Here is a 19514-nt window from a genome sequence, read left to right on the forward strand (position 1 = left end):
GCGCCGCCAACGCGAGACGCCTCCAGCTGGCCGCCGCGCCGCCGCCGCACGCAGCCCCGCACCACGCCGCGCCGCACCACGCGGCCCCCCATCACGCCGCTCCGCCGCACGCCGTCGCGCACCACGCGGCACCGCACGCGGGCCCGTACACCGCGCACCCGGCCGGGCCGCCCGCCGTTCCGCCGACCCAGCCCTTCGGGGCCCCCGCGGGCCCCGGCGGTCCCGCGGGCCCGGTCTGGGGCGACCCCGTGCCGGCCCCCGCGGCGCCGCGCAAGCGCGGCAACGGCGGGCTGATCGCCGCGGTCCTGGTCGCCGCGCTGGTCGCCGGCGGTATCGGCGGCGGTATCGGCTTCTGGGCCGCCGACCGCAACGACGGCAGCGGGTCCACCACGATCTCCGCCGCGGGCAACCCCAAGGACCTCAGCCGGGCCGCCGACTCCGTCGCCGGCATCGCCAGGCAGTCCCTTCCCAGCGTCGTCACCATCGAGGCCAGCGGCAGCCAGGAGAGCGGCACCGGCACCGGCTTCGTGTACGACAAGGAAGGCCACATCCTCACCAACAACCACGTGGTCGCCCCCGCGGCGGACGGCGGCAAGCTCACCGCCACGTTCTCCAACGGCAAGAAGTACGAGGCCGAGGTCGTCGGCCGCGCCCAGGGCTACGACGTCGCCGTCATCAAGCTCAAGGGGGTCAGCCCCGACGAGCTCACCCCGCTCGCGGTCGGTGACTCCGACAAGGTCGCCGTCGGCGACTCCACCATCGCCATCGGCGCCCCCTTCGGCCTTTCCGGCACCGTCACCACCGGCATCGTCAGCGCGCTGCACCGCCCCATCGCCTCCAGCGACGGCGAGGGCTCCAACGCGTCCTACATGAGCGCCATACAGACCGATGCCTCGATCAACCCCGGCAACTCCGGCGGCCCCCTCCTCAACTCCGAGGGCGCCGTCATCGGCATCAACTCCGCGATCCAGTCGACCGGCAGCAACGACGGCACCTCCCAGTCCGGCAGCGTCGGCCTCGGCTTCGCGATCCCGATCGACCAGGCGCGCCGCGTCGCGCAGGACCTGATCAAGACCGGCCAGCCGATCTACCCGGTCATCGGCGTCAGCGTCGACTCCAGCTACAACGGCGAGGGCGCCAAGATCGCCACCGGCCCCAGCGCGGTCACCGCCGGCGGCCCCGCGGAGAAGGCCGGACTGCGCTCCGGCGACATCATCACCAAGTTCGACGACACCGTCGTCGACTCCTCGCCCACCCTCATCGGCGAGATCTGGCAGCACCAGCCGGGCGAGAAGGTCGACGTCACGTACACCCGTGACGGACAGACCCGCACCGCCACCCTGACCCTCGGCGAACGCAAGGGCGACAGCGCCAGCTGACCCGACCCGTTAGGCTGTCCCCGCGCCGCCGCCCCAGGTCCGGGGAGCGGCGCGGGGAGAGTTGCCCGAGCGGCCTAAGGGAACGGTCTTGAAAACCGTCGTGGCAGCGATGTCACCGTGGGTTCAAATCCCACACTCTCCGCAACAGGCCGGCGAAGGCGCTGGACAGAAGGGGTGCCCCAAGACACGGGGGCGCCCCTTCTTCGTGTCGCGAGGGTACCCAGGCTCCCCCACGGTTCCCCGTCAGATCGCGCACGCAAGGCGCACGGCGCCCTTGTGAGGTCAGCCGGCCCCGGTGGCCCGCCAAGCATCCGTGATGCAGCCTTCCTCCATGTCCCACCACTCCTGATCAACGCCGTGTTGAAGGAGCCGCTTGATCTTGGCGAGATTCGCCTCCGGCGGGATGTCGAGGGCGACCATGCGGAACTGCTCGATACCCTCGCCGCCGGCGCCCAGCTTGTGGAAGGCGTTGAGCACACTCTGTCGGGCCGCCGCTGAGCCGCTGTCGCGGAACACGATCAAGCGGATGGTGCAGTTGTCCGAGGGCTGGACCACCCTGCCTGCCCACCTGACTCCCTCGTCGTCCAGGGACGTCTCAACGACGTCGCCGATGGCGACACCCCGGATGAAGAAGGGTGTGTTGACCAGCTCGACCTTCCCGTTACCGCGGTCGATGGCCCAGAGGCTCTCCACCCCGGCCGGGGGCCAGTCGTCCTCGATATCAAGGCGAAAGTGCACCTTCACGTGCTCAGGACCAAGCGCAGTCATGCCGACAGCATGCACGGACGCGGTGACGTCCCAGCAGAGGGGTCCGCAGCTCCCCGTTGTTCCCCGCCCAATCTGGCACGGGTATGGCAGGGAACGCCTTCCATCGACCGGGGAATGGTGCGGGCTCCGCAGATGGGGAGCACGAGGGCGGCTCTGATCGTCTTCCAGAGCTCTGCCGGACGGCTGGTCGCCGACGGCATCCTGCCCTCGGGGTCTGTTGGCACCACTGATGGTGTCTGGCCGGGCTCTGACCCCAGGTCCTGCCGGTCCATGCGCTCCGGGCCGGGGCGCCCGCGGCGGGGGGCGGCTGACGTCAGTGTGCGGGTGCCGCCCCGTCGAAGCCGGACCGGTTCGCGCAGATCTCGTCGTGGTGGGTGCCAGCCCAGTCGATCAGTATGGTGACGGCGTCGAGCAGCGTGGTGCCCAGATCGGTCAGGGCGTACTCCACCCGCTGGGGCACCTCGGGGTAGGCGGTCCGGGTGACGAGACCGTCGCGGCGCAGCTGGCGCAAGGTGTGCGAGGCAGTCAGCGGACGCCAATTCCCTGGACGCACCCACACCTTTCGGAAGGACGATCATGCTCATGTGTGCTGCGACCGTCGGCCGCTTCGGCGGGCCCGACGCAGTGGAGATCACCGAACATCCGACGCCCGTGCCGGGTGCGGATCAAGGTGACGGCGCCCGCCTTGAATCCCGTCGACGCGGCCATGCGGTCCGGTGTCTCGGCGGCGGGGAGCGCATCGGTCTGGGCTTCGACGCCGTCGGCCCTGGCGCCCCCTGGTCGATCGGCGACCGCGTCATCGCCCTGGCCACGGGCCATCACAAGCCGCCCGGCGTGGTCCTGGACGCCGCCGTCCTCGCACCGGCCCCCACGACCCTCGACGACATCCACGCGGCGACGCTCCCCCTCAACGCGACGACCGCAGCCCAGGTGCTGCGCCTTCTCGCCCTGGCTCCGGGCAGAGCCTGCTGGTCACCGGAGCGGCAGGAGGCGTCGGCGTCCACGCCGTGGAACTCGCCCACCGCCAGGGGCTGAAGGTCACCGGGCTCGACGCCGCCGCCTCCGAGGGATTCCTCGTCTCCCGCGGTGCGGACCACTTCCTGGCCCGTGGACAGACCCCCACGGCGGGCGGCTTCGACGGCGTGCTCGACGCGGCACGGCTGGGCCCCGACGCGCTCGCCGCCGTCCGTGACGGCGACGCCTACGCCGGCCTGTGGCCCGGACAGGAACCCGGTCCCGAACGCGGTATCCGCGTCGACGCGTTGAGCGTGCGGGCCGACGGCGCCCTGCTCACCGAACTGTCCCGACTCGCCGACGAGGGAGTGCTGCTGGCCCGCGTCGCCCGGACGTATCCGCTGCACGCCGCGGCCGAAGCCCATGCCCTGCTGGCCGAAGGCGGCCTGCCCGGACGGATCGTGCTCGTGCCGTGAAACCGGGCGACCGGTCACCGCCGAGGGGAGGGCGGCGGCCCGGGACCGGCAGGACATCCCGGGGTGCTAGGTTCTCGAACGCTCTGGCGAAATCTGGTGGGGAGTCCGAATGGTGCGAGGAGCGGTGCGTGCCGTGCTCGGCGGCGCCGGTGCTTTGCTGCTGCTGGGCTGTCAGGCCCAGGCGTCGCCGGGTCCCGCAGCCCGGGCGGACCCCCTGGAGGTGGGGTGCGCGCCGGTCGCGGTGTTCACGTCGGGGGAGGGCGGTTACCACACCTTCCGGATACCGGCGCTGGTCAGGACGGCCGCACCGGGTTCCGGGAGGTCCGTGCTGATCGCCCTCGCGGAAGGCCGTCGCCACTCGGAGGCGGACTACGGCGACGTGGACGTCGTCGAGCGCCGGTCCACGGACGGCGGATGCACCTGGTCGCCGTTGGAGCGGGTCTCCGACGCGGGGACCGACACGGTGGGCAATCCCACGCCGATCGTCGACGGCCGCCGGGGCCGTGTGGTGCTGCTCACCACGCGCAACGCGGGCACGACAGCGGAGCGGCAGATCATGGCCGGCACGGCGGCCCCGCGGGACAGCCGGAGGGTGTACGTCCAGAGCAGCGCGGACGCCGGTGCCACCTGGTCGCGGCCGCGCGAGATCACGGACCAGGTGAAGCTTCCCGGCTGGCGGTGGTATGCCACCGGCCCGGGCCACGGCGTCGCGCTCACGAAGGGGCCGCACGAGGGCCGGCTGGTCGCCGGTGCGGACCACTCGGTCGCGCCCCCGGCCGGCAGCCGCGACACCGGCGTGGAGTGGCGCTACTGCGCCGGGAACTCCCTGCTCAGCGACGACGGCGGCGTCACGTGGCGGATCGGCTACGTCGATTCCGCAGGGGACGACCGGATCAACGTCAACGAGACCGCGGTCGCCCAGCTCCCGGACGGCCGGCTGTACTTCGGGGCCAGGGACCAGAACGGCAAGGCGCCCGGCAACCAGGCGCACGCCTGGAGCTCCGACGGCGGCGCGTCGGTCGAGGCGCCGTTCAGCGGGAGCGCGGGGGTCACCGCGCCCATGGTCGAGGCCTCCCTGCTGCAGACCGACGACGGCCGCGGAACGGGGCCGCTGCTGATGGCCGCGCCGTCGGACGCCCGGGATCGGGTGGGCATGGGAGTGCGGGTCAGCCGCGACGGGGGCGCCACCTGGTCCGCCGCCCGCCGGCTGTCCTCCGCCCCGGCGGCCTACTCCGACCTCGCGCAACTGGACCGGGACCGGGTCGGCCTGCTCTACGAGACCGGGGCCCACTCCCCCTACGAGAGCGTCGTCTTCACCCGGCTGTCCCTGCCGGTGCTCGGCGGCTGACGGTCCCGGTCACGAAGCGCGGCGGGCCGGGTCCGCACGTGGCGGGACCCGGCCCTCGGCGATGGTGAGCGATCACTGACCGGGGATCAGTGGTCGACGTAGACGGTGTCGAATCCGGACAGAGTGTCGAGGTAGGCACCGCTGGGCGTCCGGAACACGGCGCGCCAGGCGCCGTCCCACTGCGCGGTGAACCGCTTGCTGAAGTGCCCGCGGGAGTCGGTGTAGGCGTAGCCCATGGGGGCGAGCCTGCTGCTTCCGTACACCCGGAAGTAGATGCCGACCTTCTGGTTGGCGAAGGCGGCCCACTTGCTGCCGGACTGCCGCTGGAGGTTGCCGCTGACCGTGATCGGCCGGCCGGCGACCACCGGCTCCGGGGCCGCGTTGAACGTGGTGATGCGGGTGGCGGTGCGCACCAGGTGCTTCACCGGGCTGGTGGCTGCGGTGAAGATAGTGTCCCCCGCGTAGTGGACACGCCAGTAGCCGCGCGGGGTGGCGTGGACCTTGCGGTAGGTGAAGTTCCCGTTGATCGGGGCGTAGAAGGCGCCGGCGTTCGTCCAGGTCCGGTTGTCGGCGGAGTACTGGACCGCCAGCTTCGGCCCCTGGCCGCCACTCAGGGTCTTGGCGGTGCCCTTCAGGGTGAGGAGCCCGTCGGCTCCGATCGAGGCGCCGGTGAGGCCGATCGTCACCCTGTCGTGAACGTCGACGGTGTACCTGGCCGTGCTGCTGTTGAGGTACCACCCGATCGGGGCAGGGGCGTTGTAGCCGGCGACCTGCACCGATCCTCCGCGCACGTCGGTCGGAGGACTGACCTTGATCGAGAAGTGCCCCTTGGCGTCGGTGTGTGCGGTGAGCCGGGAATCGTGGACCGTGGTGTTCACGGGGACGTCGGCCAGCGGCTTCCAGGCCCGCTCGGTGAAGTCGAAGTAGTCGGCCCGTCCTGACACCGCCACGGACTTGCCCTGCACCTCCGAGAGTGCGCTCTCGTCCATCGTTATCCGGGTGTTGCTCACCACGGCGTCCGCGTTGTGCAGCTGCTCGCAGTCGGTGAAGCCCACCCCGTCCTCATAGATGCAGGGCTGGACGGTGGTGTACCACTGGCCGCTCGGGGGGATGGTGATGCGGTAGGTGCCGTCCTCGGCGACGATGGTCCCGGCGTCACCGATGGAGCCGGAATTCGTTCTGGCGAAGATGCGCTTCCCGGCGAGGGGCTCGACCAGGGTGCCGTCGGGATGGATCCGGGTCACCTTGCCGGACACGGTGACCGACTGGTGGCGCCAGTCGCGGGGGTTCGGTTCGATCACCTTGTCGTCGAACCAGACATGGTCGGTGTAGGGGAAGGCGGTGGTCTCCGTCGTGTGGTTGCCCTGGGCGTCGACTGCGTCCGTCCTGAAGAAGTACATCGGGGCGGAGGCCAGGCCGCTGGGCGTCCCCAGCCACAGGACATTGCCCCGCGCATCCGTGCCCACCTGGTGGAACGCCTCGGCCGGGATGGTTCCCACGGCTGTGCCGTCCTGCAGGGTGATGGTCGCGGTGAGCGACTGGACGGGCGTGGACGGGGCCACGGCCACCTCGAGGGCGATCGCGTCGTTCGCGTCGTGCGTGCTGGTGGTGTAGGCGATGGTCGGCCCGGCAGCCGGGCTCTGCGCGCTCGCGGCGGCGGGCACCATGCTCAGCATTGCCGCGGCGGTGGCGGTGGATGCTGCCAGCAGGGCACGCCTGCTTCTGGAAGATGCATTCACGTGGGGTGAGACACGCGGGGGTGTGGCTCCGTTGTGCTGGTGCATGCTGGCGGTTCGGTGGCGTGTACAGCACATCTCGGTGAACAGGCCCGCACGGCGCGCCGGTCCGGGGACGAGTCGGCCGTGGATGCCCGTACCGGGCACGTCGGCCCGCGGTGAGGGGCGCCGGCGCCTGCGGCGGTGCGGTCCCTGACGGGAGCGAACGGTTCCGTCCCGTCCTTTCGGCGGCGACGCCGCCTGGGCCGGATCCGGTCAGGACGGGCGGGACGGCAGGGGCTGCTCCGTCCAGATGGTCTTGCCCTCCGCGTCGTAGCGGGTGCCCCAGACCTGGGCCAGCTGCGCGGTGATGAACAGGCCGCGGCCGCCCTCGTCGACGGTGCGGGCGTGGCGGAGGCGCGGGGCGGCGGGGCCGGCGTCGCGGACCTCGCAGGTGAGGGTGCGGTCGTTGATGAGGCGCAGCGCGAGCGGCGGGGCGCCGTGGCGGATGGCGTTGGTGACGAGCTCGCTGACGATCAGTTCGGTACTGAAGACGGTGTCCCCCTCGATCCCCCAGGCCGCGAGCTGTTCGCCGGCGAGGTGGCGCGCGGCGGCGACCGCGGCGGGGTCGGCCTGGAGCTCCCAGGAGGCCACCCGGTCGGCGGGGAAGGGCCGGGTGCGGGCGAGGAGGAGGGCACCGGCCCGCCCGGCCAGGTCCACGGGGAGGGAGTAGAGGACGTCGTCGCAGAGGTCCGCGAGGGGCCGCTCGCCGTCCGCGCGGGGGCCGGCGGTCCCGGCGGGTCCGCAGATCAGCCCGGGGCATCCCGCGAGGTGGGCCGCGACGACGGGCGAGCTGGACAGGGCCAGGACGCTGCCCTCCTCCAGCGCCACGTCGCCCGCGGTGAACGGCGAGCCGCTGGTGACGCCCAGCGGCGGGCCGACCGGGATGTCGGGGATCTCCACGGTGCCGTCGGGCCGTGCGACGACCGGGGCGAGGTGACCGGCGCGGGCGACGGTGCACATCCGGGTCAGCGGGTCGTAGACGGCGTACACGCAGGCGGCGCTCAGCGCCTCGCGGTGCAGGGGGTCGCCGGACGGCAGGGACGCGCGCTCGGCGGCCAGCAGAGTGGCCGTGTCGTTGAGACGGGCGAGGAGTTCGTCGGGCGGCAGGTCGAAGGCGGCCAGCGACCTGATGACGGTGCGCAGTTGGCCCATCGTGGCGGTGGCGTGGATGCCGTGCCCGGCGACGTTGCCGATGACCAGGGCGGTGCGCGCGGCGGACAGCGAGATGGTGTCGTACCAGGAGCCCGCGCCGTTCGTGGCGGTCGGAACGTACGCCGTCTCCAGGGCGGTGTGCGTGGCGGGCCGGTGCGGCATCAGATGGCGCTGGACGGTGGAGGCGATGGTGTGCTCGCGGGTGAAGCGCCGCGCGTTGTCGATGCACAGGGCGGTGTGGTCGGCCAGTTGGAGGGCGAGTTCGATGTCGTCCTCGTCGTACGGCTCGACGTCCTGTTCGCGGTAGAGGCTGACGAGGCCGAGGACCCTGCCGTGCAGTGCCAGCGGGACGACCATGAGCGAGCACGCCCCGCCCGCGAGGACGGCTTCGGCACGGGCGGGGTCGGTGGTCAGCCACGGGGGCTCGGAGTCCAGGGTGATCACCCGGGGCCGCAGGTCGGCCAGGGCCCGGGTGAACGGCGTCGGCCCGGGCAGGGTGAGCACGGCGCCCACCGGATGCGCCTGCACCTGGTCGGGCCCGCGGCTGTTGCGGTAGGCGGCCCGCAGCAGGGGCACGCCCGTGGGGAACGGGGAGAGCGGGGGATCGTCGCCGCGGAGCACGGCGTCCACCAGCTCCACGACGGCCACCTCGGCGTACTCCGGGACGAGGGTGCCGACCAGCTCGTCGCAGGTCACCACGGAGTCCATGGTGCGGCCCACCCGTTCGCGCACCGCGTCCAGGACCCGCAGCCGTTCGATCGCCCGTTCCCGGCGGGTGACGTCGACGACCGACACGGCGAGTCCCAGCACCTGGCCGCCCGGGTTGGCCAGCCGGAACACCGACATCGCGTAGTACCCGGGCGACGCCGTGCCGCCCTTGCGGCGGGCCCGCACCAGGCGCTCGCGCAGCGGCGTGCCGGTCTCCAGCACCTCGCGGACCGCGGCCTCGTGCCGTTCCGCGTCGATGATGTCGTAGGAGTCGGCGAACCGGTGGCCGATCAGGGACGTGGGCGGCACGCCCCGCATGGCGGTGGTCGCCGTGTTGACCCGCACCACGCGCAGGTCGGTGTCGAGCAGGTGCAGCCCCACCGGCGACTGGGTGAAGAGGGCGTTGACCATCGCCTCCTCCGCCTCGCCCATCGGCGGGGCCGGGTCGCCGGGTGCCACGTGGTCGTCCTTCCCGCCGGAGCCGGGCACTACTTGCCCCGCGACTCGCCCCGGCTCCGGCCTGAGGGGCGGACGATGTCGAGGACGGCCATCATGCCCATGTCCTCATGGTTCAGGATGTGGCAGTGCAGGACGGTTCGCCCGGTGAAGTCCTGGAAGGCGATGCGTACCACGACGCTGCCGCGGGCGGGCACGTTGACCGTGTCGAACCAGCGGCGTGACGGCGGGTGGGGCCTGCCGTTGGTGCTCATCAGCTGGAACTGGTTGGTGTGGACGTGGAACGAGTGCTCCTCGTCGCTGTCGTTGCGGACCGTCCACTCCTCGACGGTGCCGAGCACGGAGGTGAAGTCGTTGCGCCTCGGGTCGTAGGTCCGCCCGTTGATGTAGAAGACGGTGCCCGCCGTGTTCTCGGTGAAGACCACGGTCTTGCGGGCTGCGATCGTGGTGTGGGACAGGTCCTCGTTCGGGGCGAAGGCGCTCGGGAGCGCGGCCGGCCTGACAGGGGTGCCGGCGGTGACGAGGGTGGCCAGATCGGCGCGCGGGAACCGGTTCCCGGCCTTGCCGGTGTCGTACGCCAGGGTCTCCAGGCGGGTGGTGCCGGGAGAACCGCCCCGGACCAGGACGTCGTAGCGCGCGCCGGCGGCGATGACCAGGGTGTCCGCGGCCCAGACCCGCCGGACGGGGTGGCCGTCCTGGGCGATCACGTGGAAGCGGTGCCCGGGCAGGTGCAGCTTGTAGTAGATGTTGGCGCCGATGTTGGCCAGGCGCCACAGGTGGGTCTCGCCGGGCCGGATGCCGATGACGGGGTTCTCCTGGCCGTTGACCGTGCGGTTGGTGACGGCTCCGATGCTCAGCGGGTGGGTCTTGATCGCGTCGCCCTCGACCTGGAAGTCCTTGAGCGCGATCGTGTGCTCGGTGATGCCGCGCAGGGACGGCGGCAGGTACTGCCGCAGGCCTTCGACGACGATGACGCCCGACTCGCCGCCGGCGACCTGGGCGGCGGACATCATGTCGGCGTGCGAGTGGTACCAGTAGGTGCCGGTGGGATGGTTCCGCGGCAGCCGGTACACGTAGTGGTACGAGCGGTTGTCCTTGATGGCGAGGAAGATGTCGTCCGACGGACTGCGCGGTGAGACGTGGAGCCCGTGGACGTGCAGGTTGGTGTCCTCGTCGATCCGGTTGATCATGGTGAGGTCGATGCGGTCGCCGGGCCGCACCCGCAGCGTCGGAGGCATGTACATGCCGTTGTATGTGGTCGCCCACAGCCGGCGGTCGCCGACCCGGACCTTGCGCCGCTCCACGATGACGGTGGCCCTGAGGAGTCCGTCGTGGCTCACCAGTTCGGGCGGGTCCTGCAGGCGCGGGCCCGCGACGGCCGGGGAGGCGGGACCACCCTGCGGGCCGGTTCCGGACAGGCCGTGGCCGCACCCGGCGAGCCAGGCGAGGGCGAGTGCCAGGCCGGTGGCGAGCCGGGCCGCGGCGGATCGGGACCGAGTCACATCTCTCCCTGGGGAAGCCGTGCGGCGCAGCGGGCCCACGCGCGGATCGTCAGACGGAGCCTAAGGAGGGCCGCCTGCGGCTCCCCGGCGCGCCACGCCCCCCGGCGCGCCATCCGCCCCAACGGCAGCACTCCCGGCCCTCGCGGAAGCCGCCGCCCCGGGGCCGGCCGCCGGGGCCGGCCGCAGGTTGGCCGAAAGTCGTGGATGAACGTTTCGTCACCTGCCGGGTCCGGGCAGTACGCCCTCTCATGGGGCCGATGCAGTGAATGAGGATGACCTTGGAGGTTTGTCGATAGATCGTCACGCTTGCGAGCGAAATGGACCGGAGGGCCTGGTTGGCGGCTCGGGCGCTGGGCAACTCTGGTTGCGGCGACGTCGCACAGCCGGCGGAGCGGTCGGCCAACCGCCCCGCACACCCCACATCCAGTCCTCTGGAGGGAAAAGACATGGCAAGCACCCGTACCGCCCGAGTCCTGGCCGCGATGGCCTCGCTGCCGCTGGCCGCGGCACTGTTCGCCGGGACGGCAGTGGCCGACAACGGCGCCCTGTCGGGCGGCGGTTCCAACGCGACCGTGGTGAGCAACAGCGGTGGCAGCGTGGGGCGTGACAACTTCGGGAGCGTGACCACGACGCAGCAGGCCGCCACCGGGGCGGGCGCGTCCAACCAGAACAACAACGCGAGCGTGGTCGGCTCGGCGTTCACCGAGATCCACCAGTCGAACGTGAACATCCACTTCGGTCCGCTGTGGTGACCGGGGCCCCTGGGGCTCGCTGACAAGGGGCGACTGCGCGACGGCAACCTCACTGCCGTCGCGCAGTCGCGTTCGGGTGTCCACAGGTTGTGGACAACGCGGCGGCCGCGAGACGCGCCGCGGCTCCGACGCCGGGGACACCGTACCGGCCGGAGCGGGGCCCGGAGCGGGGTGGACACCACGACAGGGCCTAGCGGTGAACCCTGGCGGCGGCCAGTCCGTCAGCTGCGCCCGCACGGTGTGCACGGCGACGCCGCACGACTGCGCGGACCGCGGGGCAGTCGTGGCGGCCAGCCCCTCGGTGCGGTGAATGTCCCGGTCAGGGCAGGTGCGAGGGAGCCGGCCGGGAGGATGCCGCCCGGTGCGGCGGACCGGTCGGGCGGCCCTGCGGCCGTCCCGGAGATCACGGCGCCCGCGTTGCTGCGTACGGCTGACTCCCGGGCGTGGCGCACCGTCCCGCGGGGTGCCGCGCCCTTTCACTCGACCCATGCACGAACACAAGCCGATCATCCGATATGTGACGATCGTGGGGCTGGTGCTCGCCTGTCTGCTGACCGGACCGGTCTCCGCGGAGGGCGCCGTCCCCCGGCTCGCCGCTTCCCGCCCCGCCTCGCTCACGCCCGCCGCGGCGTCGGCACTGGCACCGGGCGGCGACACGGATCCCGGCGACGCACTGAGCGGGTACGACCTCGGCCCGGATCTGTCCGGACTGCTCATGCCGTACGACGCCTACGGCGGCGAGGAGGCCGAGGGAGCCGCGCCCGAGCGGCGGAACTTCAAGGGCTACGGCTTCGACACCTGCCGCGCCCCCTCCCTGGCCACGATGCGTGCCTGGCTGAAGTCGAAGTACCGCGCCATCGGCGTGTACTTCGGCGGCCGCGCCCGCGCCTGCAGCCAGCGCAACCTCAACCGCAACTGGGTCCGTTCCGTGCACCGGATGGGCTGGCGCATCATGCCGATCTACGTCGGTTCGCAGTCGCCCTGCGTGCGGGGCAAGCACCTGCGCAACTACCGGATCGACCCGGACGACCCCGAGGGCCAGGGCGACAGCGAGGGCTGGGACGCCGTGCGCGCCGCCTCCGACCTCGGCTTCGAACCCGGCAGCGCGCTGTACCTCGACATGGAGGCGTACCGCGCGGGCAAGGCCCGCTGCGCCGACCAGACCCTGGACTTCATCCGGGCCTGGGACCGCCAGGTCAGCGACAACGGCTACCTGCCCGGCCTGTACAGCAGTTCGGAGTCCGGCATCCGGCACATCGAGCGGGCCCGCCGGCAGGGCGTCGACGACCTGCCCGAAGCCGTGTGGTTCGCCCGCTGGAAGGGCAAGCCGGCCCTCCGCAGCGAACCGGTGCTGCGCCCCGACGCCTGGGACGGCAACCGCATCCACCAGTACTCGGGAGCCGTCCGCGAGAAGCACGGCGGCAAGCGGCTGGCGATCGACCGCAACCGCCTGGACGGTCCCGTGGCCGTCGTCAGATGACGCGCCGCACGGGACGCCGCGGCTGACGTGCCGCGGAGGACGCGCCATGCCGCCCCTGCGGGGTGACCCCGTAGGGGCGGCGGCGCCGTTCTCCGTCCTCCGGAGGTGGGGCGGACCCCCCTCGTACGACTTCAGGGTGATCCCGCTCCGGCACCTGCGGCGGATCCGCGGGACCGGGCCGCGCTCCTAGCGTGGAGTCATGACCACGCCCGTGTGCACCAGCGCCTCGCAGGCACAGTTCACCCGCTACGTGCGGGCCAGGGGCCCGGCCCTGCTGCGGACCGCGCGCTCGCTCACCGCCAACCCGAGCGACGCCGAGGACCTGCTGCAGACCGCCCTGACCAAGACGTACCTGGCGTGGGACCGGATCGACGACCACCGCGCGGTCGACGGCTACGTCCGCCGCACCCTGGTCAACACCCGTACCTCGCAGTGGCGCAAGCGCCGCGTCGAGGAGTACGCCACCGACGACCTGCCCGAGCCGTACGGCCCGGCGGCGCTGCCCGGCCACGACGAGGCCGAGCAGCAGGCCCAGCGCGACGCCATGCTGCGCGCGATATCCCGCCTCCCGGCACGCCAGCGGGTCATGGTCGTGCTGCGGTACTACGAGGACATGAGCGAGGTCCAGACCGCCGAGGCACTCGGCGTCTCGGTCGGCACCGTCAAGAGCGCCGTCTCCCGCGCCCTGGGCAAATTGCGGCAGGACCCCGAATTGCTCCCGGGGTAGTGACATACCGCGCGGTATGACACCAGAATCGCAGCACCCACCTACCCTCGCGTAGCCGCTTCGATGAGGAGGCGCCCGGTGCTGAGCACAATGCAGGACGTGCCCTTGCTGGTCTCACGGATCCTGACCCACGGCACGACCGTGCACGGCAGGTCGCGGGTCACCACCTGGACCGGCGAAGGCGAGCCGCACCGCCGCTCGTTCGCCGAGATCGGGGCCCGCGCCGCCCGCCTGGCCGGGGCGCTGCGCGACGAGCTCGGGGTGGGCCGTGACGAGCGGGTCGCCACCCTCATGTGGAACAACGCCGAGCACGTCGAGGCCTACCTCGCCATCCCCTCCATGGGCGCGATCCTGCACACGCTCAACCTGCGGCTGCCCGCCGACCAGTTGGTCTTCATCGCCAACCACGCCGCCGACCGCGTCATCCTCGTCAACGGCACGCTGATCCCGCTGCTCGCCCCGCTGCTCCCGGCGATGGAGTCGGTCGAGCACGTCGTGGTGGTCGGTCCCGGCGACACCGCTCCGCTGGAGGGCTGCCGCCCCGCCCTGCACGCGTACGAGTCCCTCCTCGAGGGCCGTCCCGACACCTACGACTGGCCCGAGCTGGACGAGCGTTCGGCCGCGGCCATGTGCTACACCTCCGGGACCACCGGCGACCCCAAGGGCGTCCTGTTCTCGCACCGCTCGATCTACCTGCACTCCATGCAGGTCAACATGACCGAGTCGATGGGCCTGACCGACCGTGACACCACCCTGGTCGTCGTCCCGCAGTTCCACGTCAACGCCTGGGGCCTGCCGCACGCCACCTTCATGACCGGCATCAACATGCTGATGCCCGACCGCTTCCTGCAGCCCGGCCCGCTCGCCGAGATGATCGCCACCGAGCGCCCCACCCACGCCGCCGCCGTACCGACCATCTGGCAGGGCCTGCTGGCCGAACTCGCCGTCAACCCGCGGGACATCAGCAGCATGCGGCAGGTCACCATCGGCGGCTCCGCCTGCCCGCCCTCCCTGATGGAGGCGTACGACAAGCTGGGCGTCCGGCTCCGCCACGCCTGGGGCATGACCGAGACCTCGCCGCTGGGCACCATGGCCCACCCGCCGGCCGGCCTCACCGCAGAGGAGGAGTGGCCGTACCGCATCACCCAGGGCCGCTTCCCCGCCTCCGTCGAGGCCCGCCTGGTCGGCCCCGCCGGGGAGGTCCTGCCCTGGGACGGGGAGTCCGCGGGCGAGCTGGAGGTGCGCGGGCCGTGGGTCGCCGCGGCGTACTACGGCGGCGCCGGCGCCGAACCGCTGCGCCCCGAGGACAAGTTCAGCGAGGACGGGTGGCTGCGCACCGGCGACGTCGGCACGATCACGTACGACGGCTATCTGACCCTCACCGACCGCGCCAAGGACGTCATCAAGTCCGGCGGCGAGTGGATCTCCTCCGTCGAGCTGGAGAACGTGCTCATGGCGCACCCGGCCGTCGCGGAGGCGGCCGTCGTCGCGGTGCCCGACGACCGGTGGGGCGAGCGCCCGCTGGCCACCGTCGTGCTCAAGGACGGCTTCCAGATCGGCTACGAGGAACTGCGCGCGTTCCTCGGCGAGCACATCGCGCGCTGGCAGCTGCCGGAGCGGTGGGCGGTCATCTCGGCCGTGCCGAAGACCTCGGTCGGCAAGTTCGACAAGAAGGTGCTGCGCAAGCAGTACGCGGCCGGCGAGCTGGACGTCACCCGGCTCGGCTGACAGTCCGTATCCCAGGAGGCCCCCGGTCGCGTGCCGGGGGCCTTGCGGTGCGCGGACGCACGAGGCCCCCGGTCCCGCGTCAGGAACCGATCTTGCCGAGCAGGTCGACGATGCGGGACTGCACGTCCGTGCTCGTGGAGCGCTCCGCGAGGAAGAGCACCGTCTCGCCGGACGCCAGGCGCGGCAGCTCCGCCGGGTCGATGTCCACGGCGGTGTAGACGACCAGCGGGGTGCGCTCCATCCGGCCGTTGGCGTGCAGCCAGTCGACGATGCCCTGCCGCCGGCGGCGCACCAGCATGAGGTCCATGACCACCAGGTTCGGGTGGAACTGCGCCGCCACGTTCATCGCGTCGGCCTCCGAGGAGGCGTGCGCCACCTGCATCCCGCGCCGCTCCAGCGTGCCGGTGAAGGCCTGGGCGATCGGCAGGTGCTCCTCTATCAGCAGCACGCGTGGCGGGTGCTGGTCGCTGTCGCGCGGGGCGAGCGCTTTCAGCAGCACGGCGGGGTCCGCGCCGTACGCCGCCTCCCGGGTCGCCTGGCCCAGCCCCGCCGTGACCAGCACCGGCACCTCCGCCTGCGCGGCGGCCTGGCGCAGCGACTGGAGCGCGGTCCGGGTGATGGGCCCGGTGAGCGGGTCCACGAACAGTGCCGCGGGCGGCTCGGCGACCTGGGCGTCGACCTCCTCGCGGGAGCGCACGATGACCGGGCGGTAGCCGCGGTCGGTCAGCGCCTGCCGGGTGGAGACGTCGGGCTCCGGCCACACCAGCAGGCGGCGCGGCTCGTCGAAGGCGGCCTCCGGCTCGCGAGGCGACTCGTCGGTCACGTCGACCGCGCCGTTCGGGCCGTCGAGCGGCTCGGGGCCCTCGGTGTCCTCGGTCGGGGCGCCTATGGCGTACGCGCGGCCGGGGGTGTCGGCACCCCTCGGGGGGTTCTGGGGGGCGCTCTGGCCGTTCGGGGACGGCGCGGGTGCCGGGGCCGGGGCGGCGGGGGTGGCCGGGCGGGCCTCGGACTCACCGGGATTGGCCAGCTTCCGGCGGCGGCCGGTCGGCGTCACCGGGTGGGCGGTCTGCTCGCTGATCTGCTGGGCGAAGGGCACGCCCTGACCGAGGGTGCGCACGCTGATGGCGCGGCCCTGGGTCGTCGACGCCTGGGGGTGCGCCGGCGGCGGGGACGGCTGCACGGGGGCGGGGACGGGGGCCGGCGGTTCCGGCTGCGGGGCCGGGGGCTCGGGACTGCGCTGCGTCTGCTCCGGGATCACCGGCGCGGCGGGGGCGGGCGGCGGCTCCGGCGTGGGCAGCACGACCGGTGCGGGCGCCGGGGTGGGGGCGGGCAGCCGGCGCGGGTCGACGATCGCCGACGGGCGCGGAGTGCTCTCGATGACGCCGCGCGACCGGGGCGCGGAGCCCACGGCCTCCGGCCACTCGGGGGCGGCGGTTCCGTGCCCGGGGCCGCTGCCGTTCGGCCCCGGGGCGTTCCGGCCGTTCGGGGACGGCGCCGGCGGGAGGGCGGGCAGCAGATCCGCCTGCGGCTCCTGCGGGGCGGATGCCGCCGCGCGGCGGGCCCGGCGGCCCGTGGGCTGCTCGGCGCCCTGCTGCTGGACCTGCTGCGGTGGGGCCGGCGCGGGGGGCTGTGGCGCGGGTGCCGGGACGGGGATCTGCGGGGGCGGGGCCGGGACGGGGATCGCGACGGGGCGGACTTCCTGTGCCGGCAGTGCCGGTGGCCCAGGTTGCACCGGCTGTGCCGGTTGCTGTTGCGCCGCATCGGGACGCCGCAGCGCCCGGCGGCGGCCGGTCGGGGTCGCGGAGTCCGTGGTGGGCGCCGCGGGCAGCGCCAGCGCGGAACCGCCGGCGGGCAGTGCGGGCGCCGCGATGCCGTCGCCCGGCCGGGGCGGCGCCAGGGCCGGGGGAGCCGGCGCCGGGACCGCGGGGGCCGCGGGCGCCGTACCGCGCACCGGCTCGGACGGCACCGGCATCACAGTCGTCTCGGACTCCCGCCGGGGCTCCTTCGCCGCCGTCTTGCCGCCGGCCGTGCCCACCGGCACCTCGACCACGTACGCGCTGCCCTGCCCGGGCACGTCGTGCGTCTGGAGCACCCCGCCGTGGCGCTCGACGATGCCGCGCGCGATCGGCAGGTGCACCGGGTTGGCGCCGGCGTGCGGCCCGCGCACCTCGATGCGCACGGAGTCGCCGCGCTGCGCCGCCGCGACCACGATCGTCGAGTCGCCGCTGTTCGCCACGACCGGGACGTTGCCGGCCGCGTCCACGCCCGCCACGTCCGCGATCAGGTGGGACAGCGCCTGCGCCATGCGCTCGGGGTCCACCGTCGCCTCGATCGGCGGGGAGTGCACCGCGTACTGGGCCCGGCCGGGCCCGATCAGCTCGATGGCCGCCTCGACGCCGGACGCGACGACCTTGTCCATGGACGTGGTCTCGCGCTGCAGCTTCTCCTCGCCGCGGTCCAGCCGCTGGAAGGTCAGCACGCTGTCGATCAGCGTGGTGATCCGCGCGTAGCCCGCCGTGAGGTGGTGCAGGATCTGGTTGGCCTCCGGCCACAGCTGTCCGGCCGGGTCGTTGGCCAGCCCGGCGAGCTCGCCGCGCAGTTCGTCCAGCGGGCCGCGCAGCGTGTCGCCGAGCAGCGACCGCAGCTGCTCGTTGCGGGCCGCGACCGCGTCGAAGCGCGAGCGGTCGGTGAAGGTCATCACCGCGCCGACGAGCTGGTCGCCCTCCCGCACCGGCGCCGTGATCAGGTCCACCGGCACCGAGCGCCCGTCCTTGCGCCACAGCACCTGGCCGCGGGCGCGGTGCTTCAGCCCGGAGCGCAGAGTGCCGGCGAGCGGGGTCTCCTCGTACGGCAGCGGGGTGCCGTCCGGGCGGGAGTGGTGGACCAGCGGGTGCATCTCCTGGCCGCCGAGGTCGGTGGCACGGAACCCGAGGATCTGCGCGGCCGCGGGATTGACCAGGACGATCTTGCCGTCGGTGTCGACGCCGATGACGCCCTCGCTGGCCGCGCGCAGGATCATCTCGGTCTGGCGCTGCTGGCGGGCGAGTTCGGTCTCGGTGTCGAGGGTGCCGGTCAGGTCGCGGACGACCAGCATCAGCAGCTCGTCACCGGTGTAGCTGTAGGTCTCGGCGAACGGTGTGCGGGCGTCGTCGAGGTTGGCGCTCGTAACCTCCACCGGAATTTCACTGCCGTCGGTCCGCCGGGCGATCATGCGGGTGGGTTTCGTCCGGCCCACGTCGTCGTCGGGGCGGCGCATGGAGCCGGGGATGCGACGGGCGTCGAACGACGGCAGCAGGTCCAGCAGACCGCGGCCCACGAGCGCCGTTCCGGGGGACTCGAAGGTCTCCAGGGCGATGGAATTCGCGTTGACGACCGTGCCGTTGGCATTGACCAGCAGCAACGCGTCCGGGAGCGCGTCGAGTATTGCCGCGAGGCGAGCAGCGCCTCGGGATGGCCTGCTGCTCACGAGACGCGTCCTCCCTGGAAACCGCACTTGCCGCCGCGCCACCACCCACCAAGGGGCTTCTACCGGTGGCGGCCCATCTTGCCGCCGACCGGAGGGCATGTCACTAGAGCGAGTGTACGGGCAGCCGTTGGACGGGAGGCTCGGGATGCCCATGTCCCGTACGTGTGGGTATCGTTCACCGCCGGGCGGCGCGGATGTGGCATCGGTCACGCCCGCGGGTCGCGACGCGGAGGTTCGGTGAAGGCCCCGTCGGGGGCCGCGCCGGGCGTCGCGGGGAGCACCGGGGCCATCCGCCGCCACCGGTCGGCCTCGCAGCCGTTCGTGCGGTCGTAGCGGTCGTCCACCGGCCTGCCGTCCCAGGTGCCGCGCACCCGAGCACGCTGCGGGCCGCTGTAGATCATCGGGCACAGCGTGCCCTTCGGGGCCGGCCCCACCGGGCCGCCCAGCCGCCGCAGCCGGTCGCAGGCCTCCCGCGCGTCGGGGTGCGTCCCCCTTCCGCCGCCCGGGCCGCATCGGAGGTCGTACGAGGACAGGCCGCCGTTCCCGTCGTCCACGATCACCGTCAGCCGGTCCCCGGCCCGGTCCGGCGGGCAGGCGACGGCAGGTGCGGCGGCGGTCAGCGACAGGCCGAGCGCGAGCGCGGCGGTCAAGGGCATCCGAGCCATTCGCATGCCTCGTCCCTACCTCCCCGCACCCGCCGCGGCCCGGCAACTCACCCGATCGTGGGCGCGCCGCCGCGACGCCCGCCGCAACGCCTTTGCCCTGCCCATGGGCGGCCTAGTAATCTGGTCAGCGATTGGTCCCAGCCCAGTGGGCTGTGTCATCATCTGCGTGCACCCG

Annotated in this window: 15 protein-coding genes and 1 tRNA gene; 9 read left to right on the top strand and 7 right to left on the bottom strand. The window is 73.1% G+C overall.

Annotated elements, in window-relative coordinates; genetic code table 11:
- Nucleotides 1–26: 26 nt before the first annotated feature.
- Together PV364_RS30910 and PV364_RS30915 are read left to right on the top strand one after the other, a co-directional pair.
- Nucleotides 27–1379 carry a S1C family serine protease gene (locus PV364_RS30910; RefSeq protein WP_319663879.1) on the top strand — a complete coding sequence of 451 codons (1353 nt, stop codon included), beginning with the start codon at nucleotides 27–29 and terminating at the stop codon, nucleotides 1377–1379.
- Between the two features lie 55 nt (nucleotides 1380–1434).
- Nucleotides 1435–1521, top strand: a tRNA-Ser gene (locus PV364_RS30915).
- A gap of 140 nt (nucleotides 1522–1661) precedes the next feature.
- Here the strand turns inward: PV364_RS30915 and PV364_RS30920 are convergent.
- Both PV364_RS30920 and PV364_RS30925 read right to left on the bottom strand, forming a co-directional pair.
- Nucleotides 1662–2147 (bottom strand): DUF4265 domain-containing protein, encoded by a 486-nt coding sequence (locus PV364_RS30920; RefSeq protein WP_319663764.1) that lies wholly within the window; start codon nucleotides 2145–2147, stop codon nucleotides 1662–1664.
- 313 nt (nucleotides 2148–2460) lie between these two features.
- On the bottom strand, nucleotides 2461–2700 hold the full coding sequence (locus PV364_RS30925; RefSeq protein ID WP_319663765.1) for a helix-turn-helix domain-containing protein: 240 nt from the start codon (nucleotides 2698–2700) through the stop codon (nucleotides 2461–2463).
- Between the two features lie 29 nt (nucleotides 2701–2729).
- Here PV364_RS30925 and PV364_RS30930 point away from each other — a divergent pair, with 29 nt between their 5' ends.
- The 3 genes from PV364_RS30930 to PV364_RS30940 all read left to right on the top strand — a co-directional run bounded on the left by PV364_RS30930 (nucleotide 2730) and on the right by PV364_RS30940 (nucleotide 4925).
- Complete coding sequence (locus PV364_RS30930; RefSeq protein ID WP_319663766.1) at nucleotides 2730–3182, top strand: hypothetical protein; 453 nt, start codon at nucleotides 2730–2732, stop codon at nucleotides 3180–3182.
- Nucleotides 3155–3577 carry a zinc-binding dehydrogenase gene (locus PV364_RS30935; protein ID WP_319663767.1) on the top strand — a complete coding sequence of 141 codons (423 nt, stop codon included), beginning with the start codon at nucleotides 3155–3157 and terminating at the stop codon, nucleotides 3575–3577. Before PV364_RS30930 ends, PV364_RS30935 begins: the two co-directional genes overlap by 28 nt.
- A gap of 109 nt (nucleotides 3578–3686) precedes the next feature.
- Nucleotides 3687–4925: a sialidase family protein gene (locus PV364_RS30940; protein WP_319663768.1), complete on the top strand. Its 1239-nt coding sequence runs from the start codon at nucleotides 3687–3689 to the stop codon at nucleotides 4923–4925.
- 86 nt (nucleotides 4926–5011) lie between these two features.
- Here the strand turns inward: PV364_RS30940 and PV364_RS30945 are convergent, their stop codons facing one another.
- The 3 genes from PV364_RS30945 to PV364_RS30955 form a co-directional block, all read right to left on the bottom strand.
- On the bottom strand, nucleotides 5012–6601 hold the full coding sequence (locus PV364_RS30945; RefSeq protein WP_319663769.1) for a hypothetical protein: 1590 nt from the start codon (nucleotides 6599–6601) through the stop codon (nucleotides 5012–5014).
- A 315-nt stretch (nucleotides 6602–6916) separates the two neighbouring features.
- Complete coding sequence (locus tag PV364_RS30950; protein WP_319663770.1) at nucleotides 6917–9022, bottom strand: SpoIIE family protein phosphatase; 2106 nt, start codon at nucleotides 9020–9022, stop codon at nucleotides 6917–6919.
- A 29-nt stretch (nucleotides 9023–9051) separates the two neighbouring features.
- On the bottom strand, nucleotides 9052–10521 hold the full coding sequence (locus tag PV364_RS30955) for a multicopper oxidase family protein (RefSeq protein WP_319663771.1): 1470 nt from the start codon (nucleotides 10519–10521) through the stop codon (nucleotides 9052–9054).
- Between the two features lie 446 nt (nucleotides 10522–10967).
- Here PV364_RS30955 and PV364_RS30960 point away from each other — a divergent pair, with 446 nt between their 5' ends.
- The 4 genes from PV364_RS30960 (at nucleotide 10968) to PV364_RS30975 (ending at nucleotide 15208) form a co-directional block, all read left to right on the top strand.
- Nucleotides 10968–11273 (top strand): hypothetical protein, encoded by a 306-nt coding sequence (locus PV364_RS30960; RefSeq protein ID WP_319663772.1) that lies wholly within the window; start codon nucleotides 10968–10970, stop codon nucleotides 11271–11273.
- Nucleotides 11274–11760: 487 nt separating this feature from the next.
- Nucleotides 11761–12753, top strand: a complete 993-nt coding sequence (locus PV364_RS30965) for a DUF1906 domain-containing protein (protein WP_319663773.1) — start codon at nucleotides 11761–11763, stop codon at nucleotides 12751–12753.
- A gap of 199 nt (nucleotides 12754–12952) precedes the next feature.
- Nucleotides 12953–13480 carry a SigE family RNA polymerase sigma factor gene (locus tag PV364_RS30970; RefSeq protein ID WP_319663774.1) on the top strand — a complete coding sequence of 176 codons (528 nt, stop codon included), beginning with the start codon at nucleotides 12953–12955 and terminating at the stop codon, nucleotides 13478–13480.
- Nucleotides 13481–13558: 78 nt separating this feature from the next.
- Nucleotides 13559–15208 carry a long-chain fatty acid--CoA ligase gene (locus tag PV364_RS30975; protein WP_319663775.1) on the top strand — a complete coding sequence of 550 codons (1650 nt, stop codon included), beginning with the start codon at nucleotides 13559–13561 and terminating at the stop codon, nucleotides 15206–15208.
- Between the two features lie 79 nt (nucleotides 15209–15287).
- On the opposite strand, the gene PV364_RS30980 is transcribed toward PV364_RS30975, so the two are convergent.
- Nucleotides 15288–18674 (bottom strand): PAS domain-containing protein, encoded by a 3387-nt coding sequence (locus PV364_RS30980; protein ID WP_319663776.1) that lies wholly within the window; start codon nucleotides 18672–18674, stop codon nucleotides 15288–15290.
- Nucleotides 18675–18880: 206 nt separating this feature from the next.
- The gene (locus PV364_RS30985) at nucleotides 18881–19345 is read right to left on the bottom strand and encodes an SSI family serine proteinase inhibitor (protein WP_319663777.1); all 465 of its coding nucleotides are present in this window, start codon (nucleotides 19343–19345) and stop codon (nucleotides 18881–18883) included.
- Between the last annotated feature and the right edge of the window lie 169 nt (nucleotides 19346–19514).

Source organism: Streptomyces sp. MI02-7b, assembly GCF_033793585.1.
Taxonomy (GTDB): Bacteria; Actinomycetota; Actinomycetes; order Streptomycetales; family Streptomycetaceae; genus Actinacidiphila.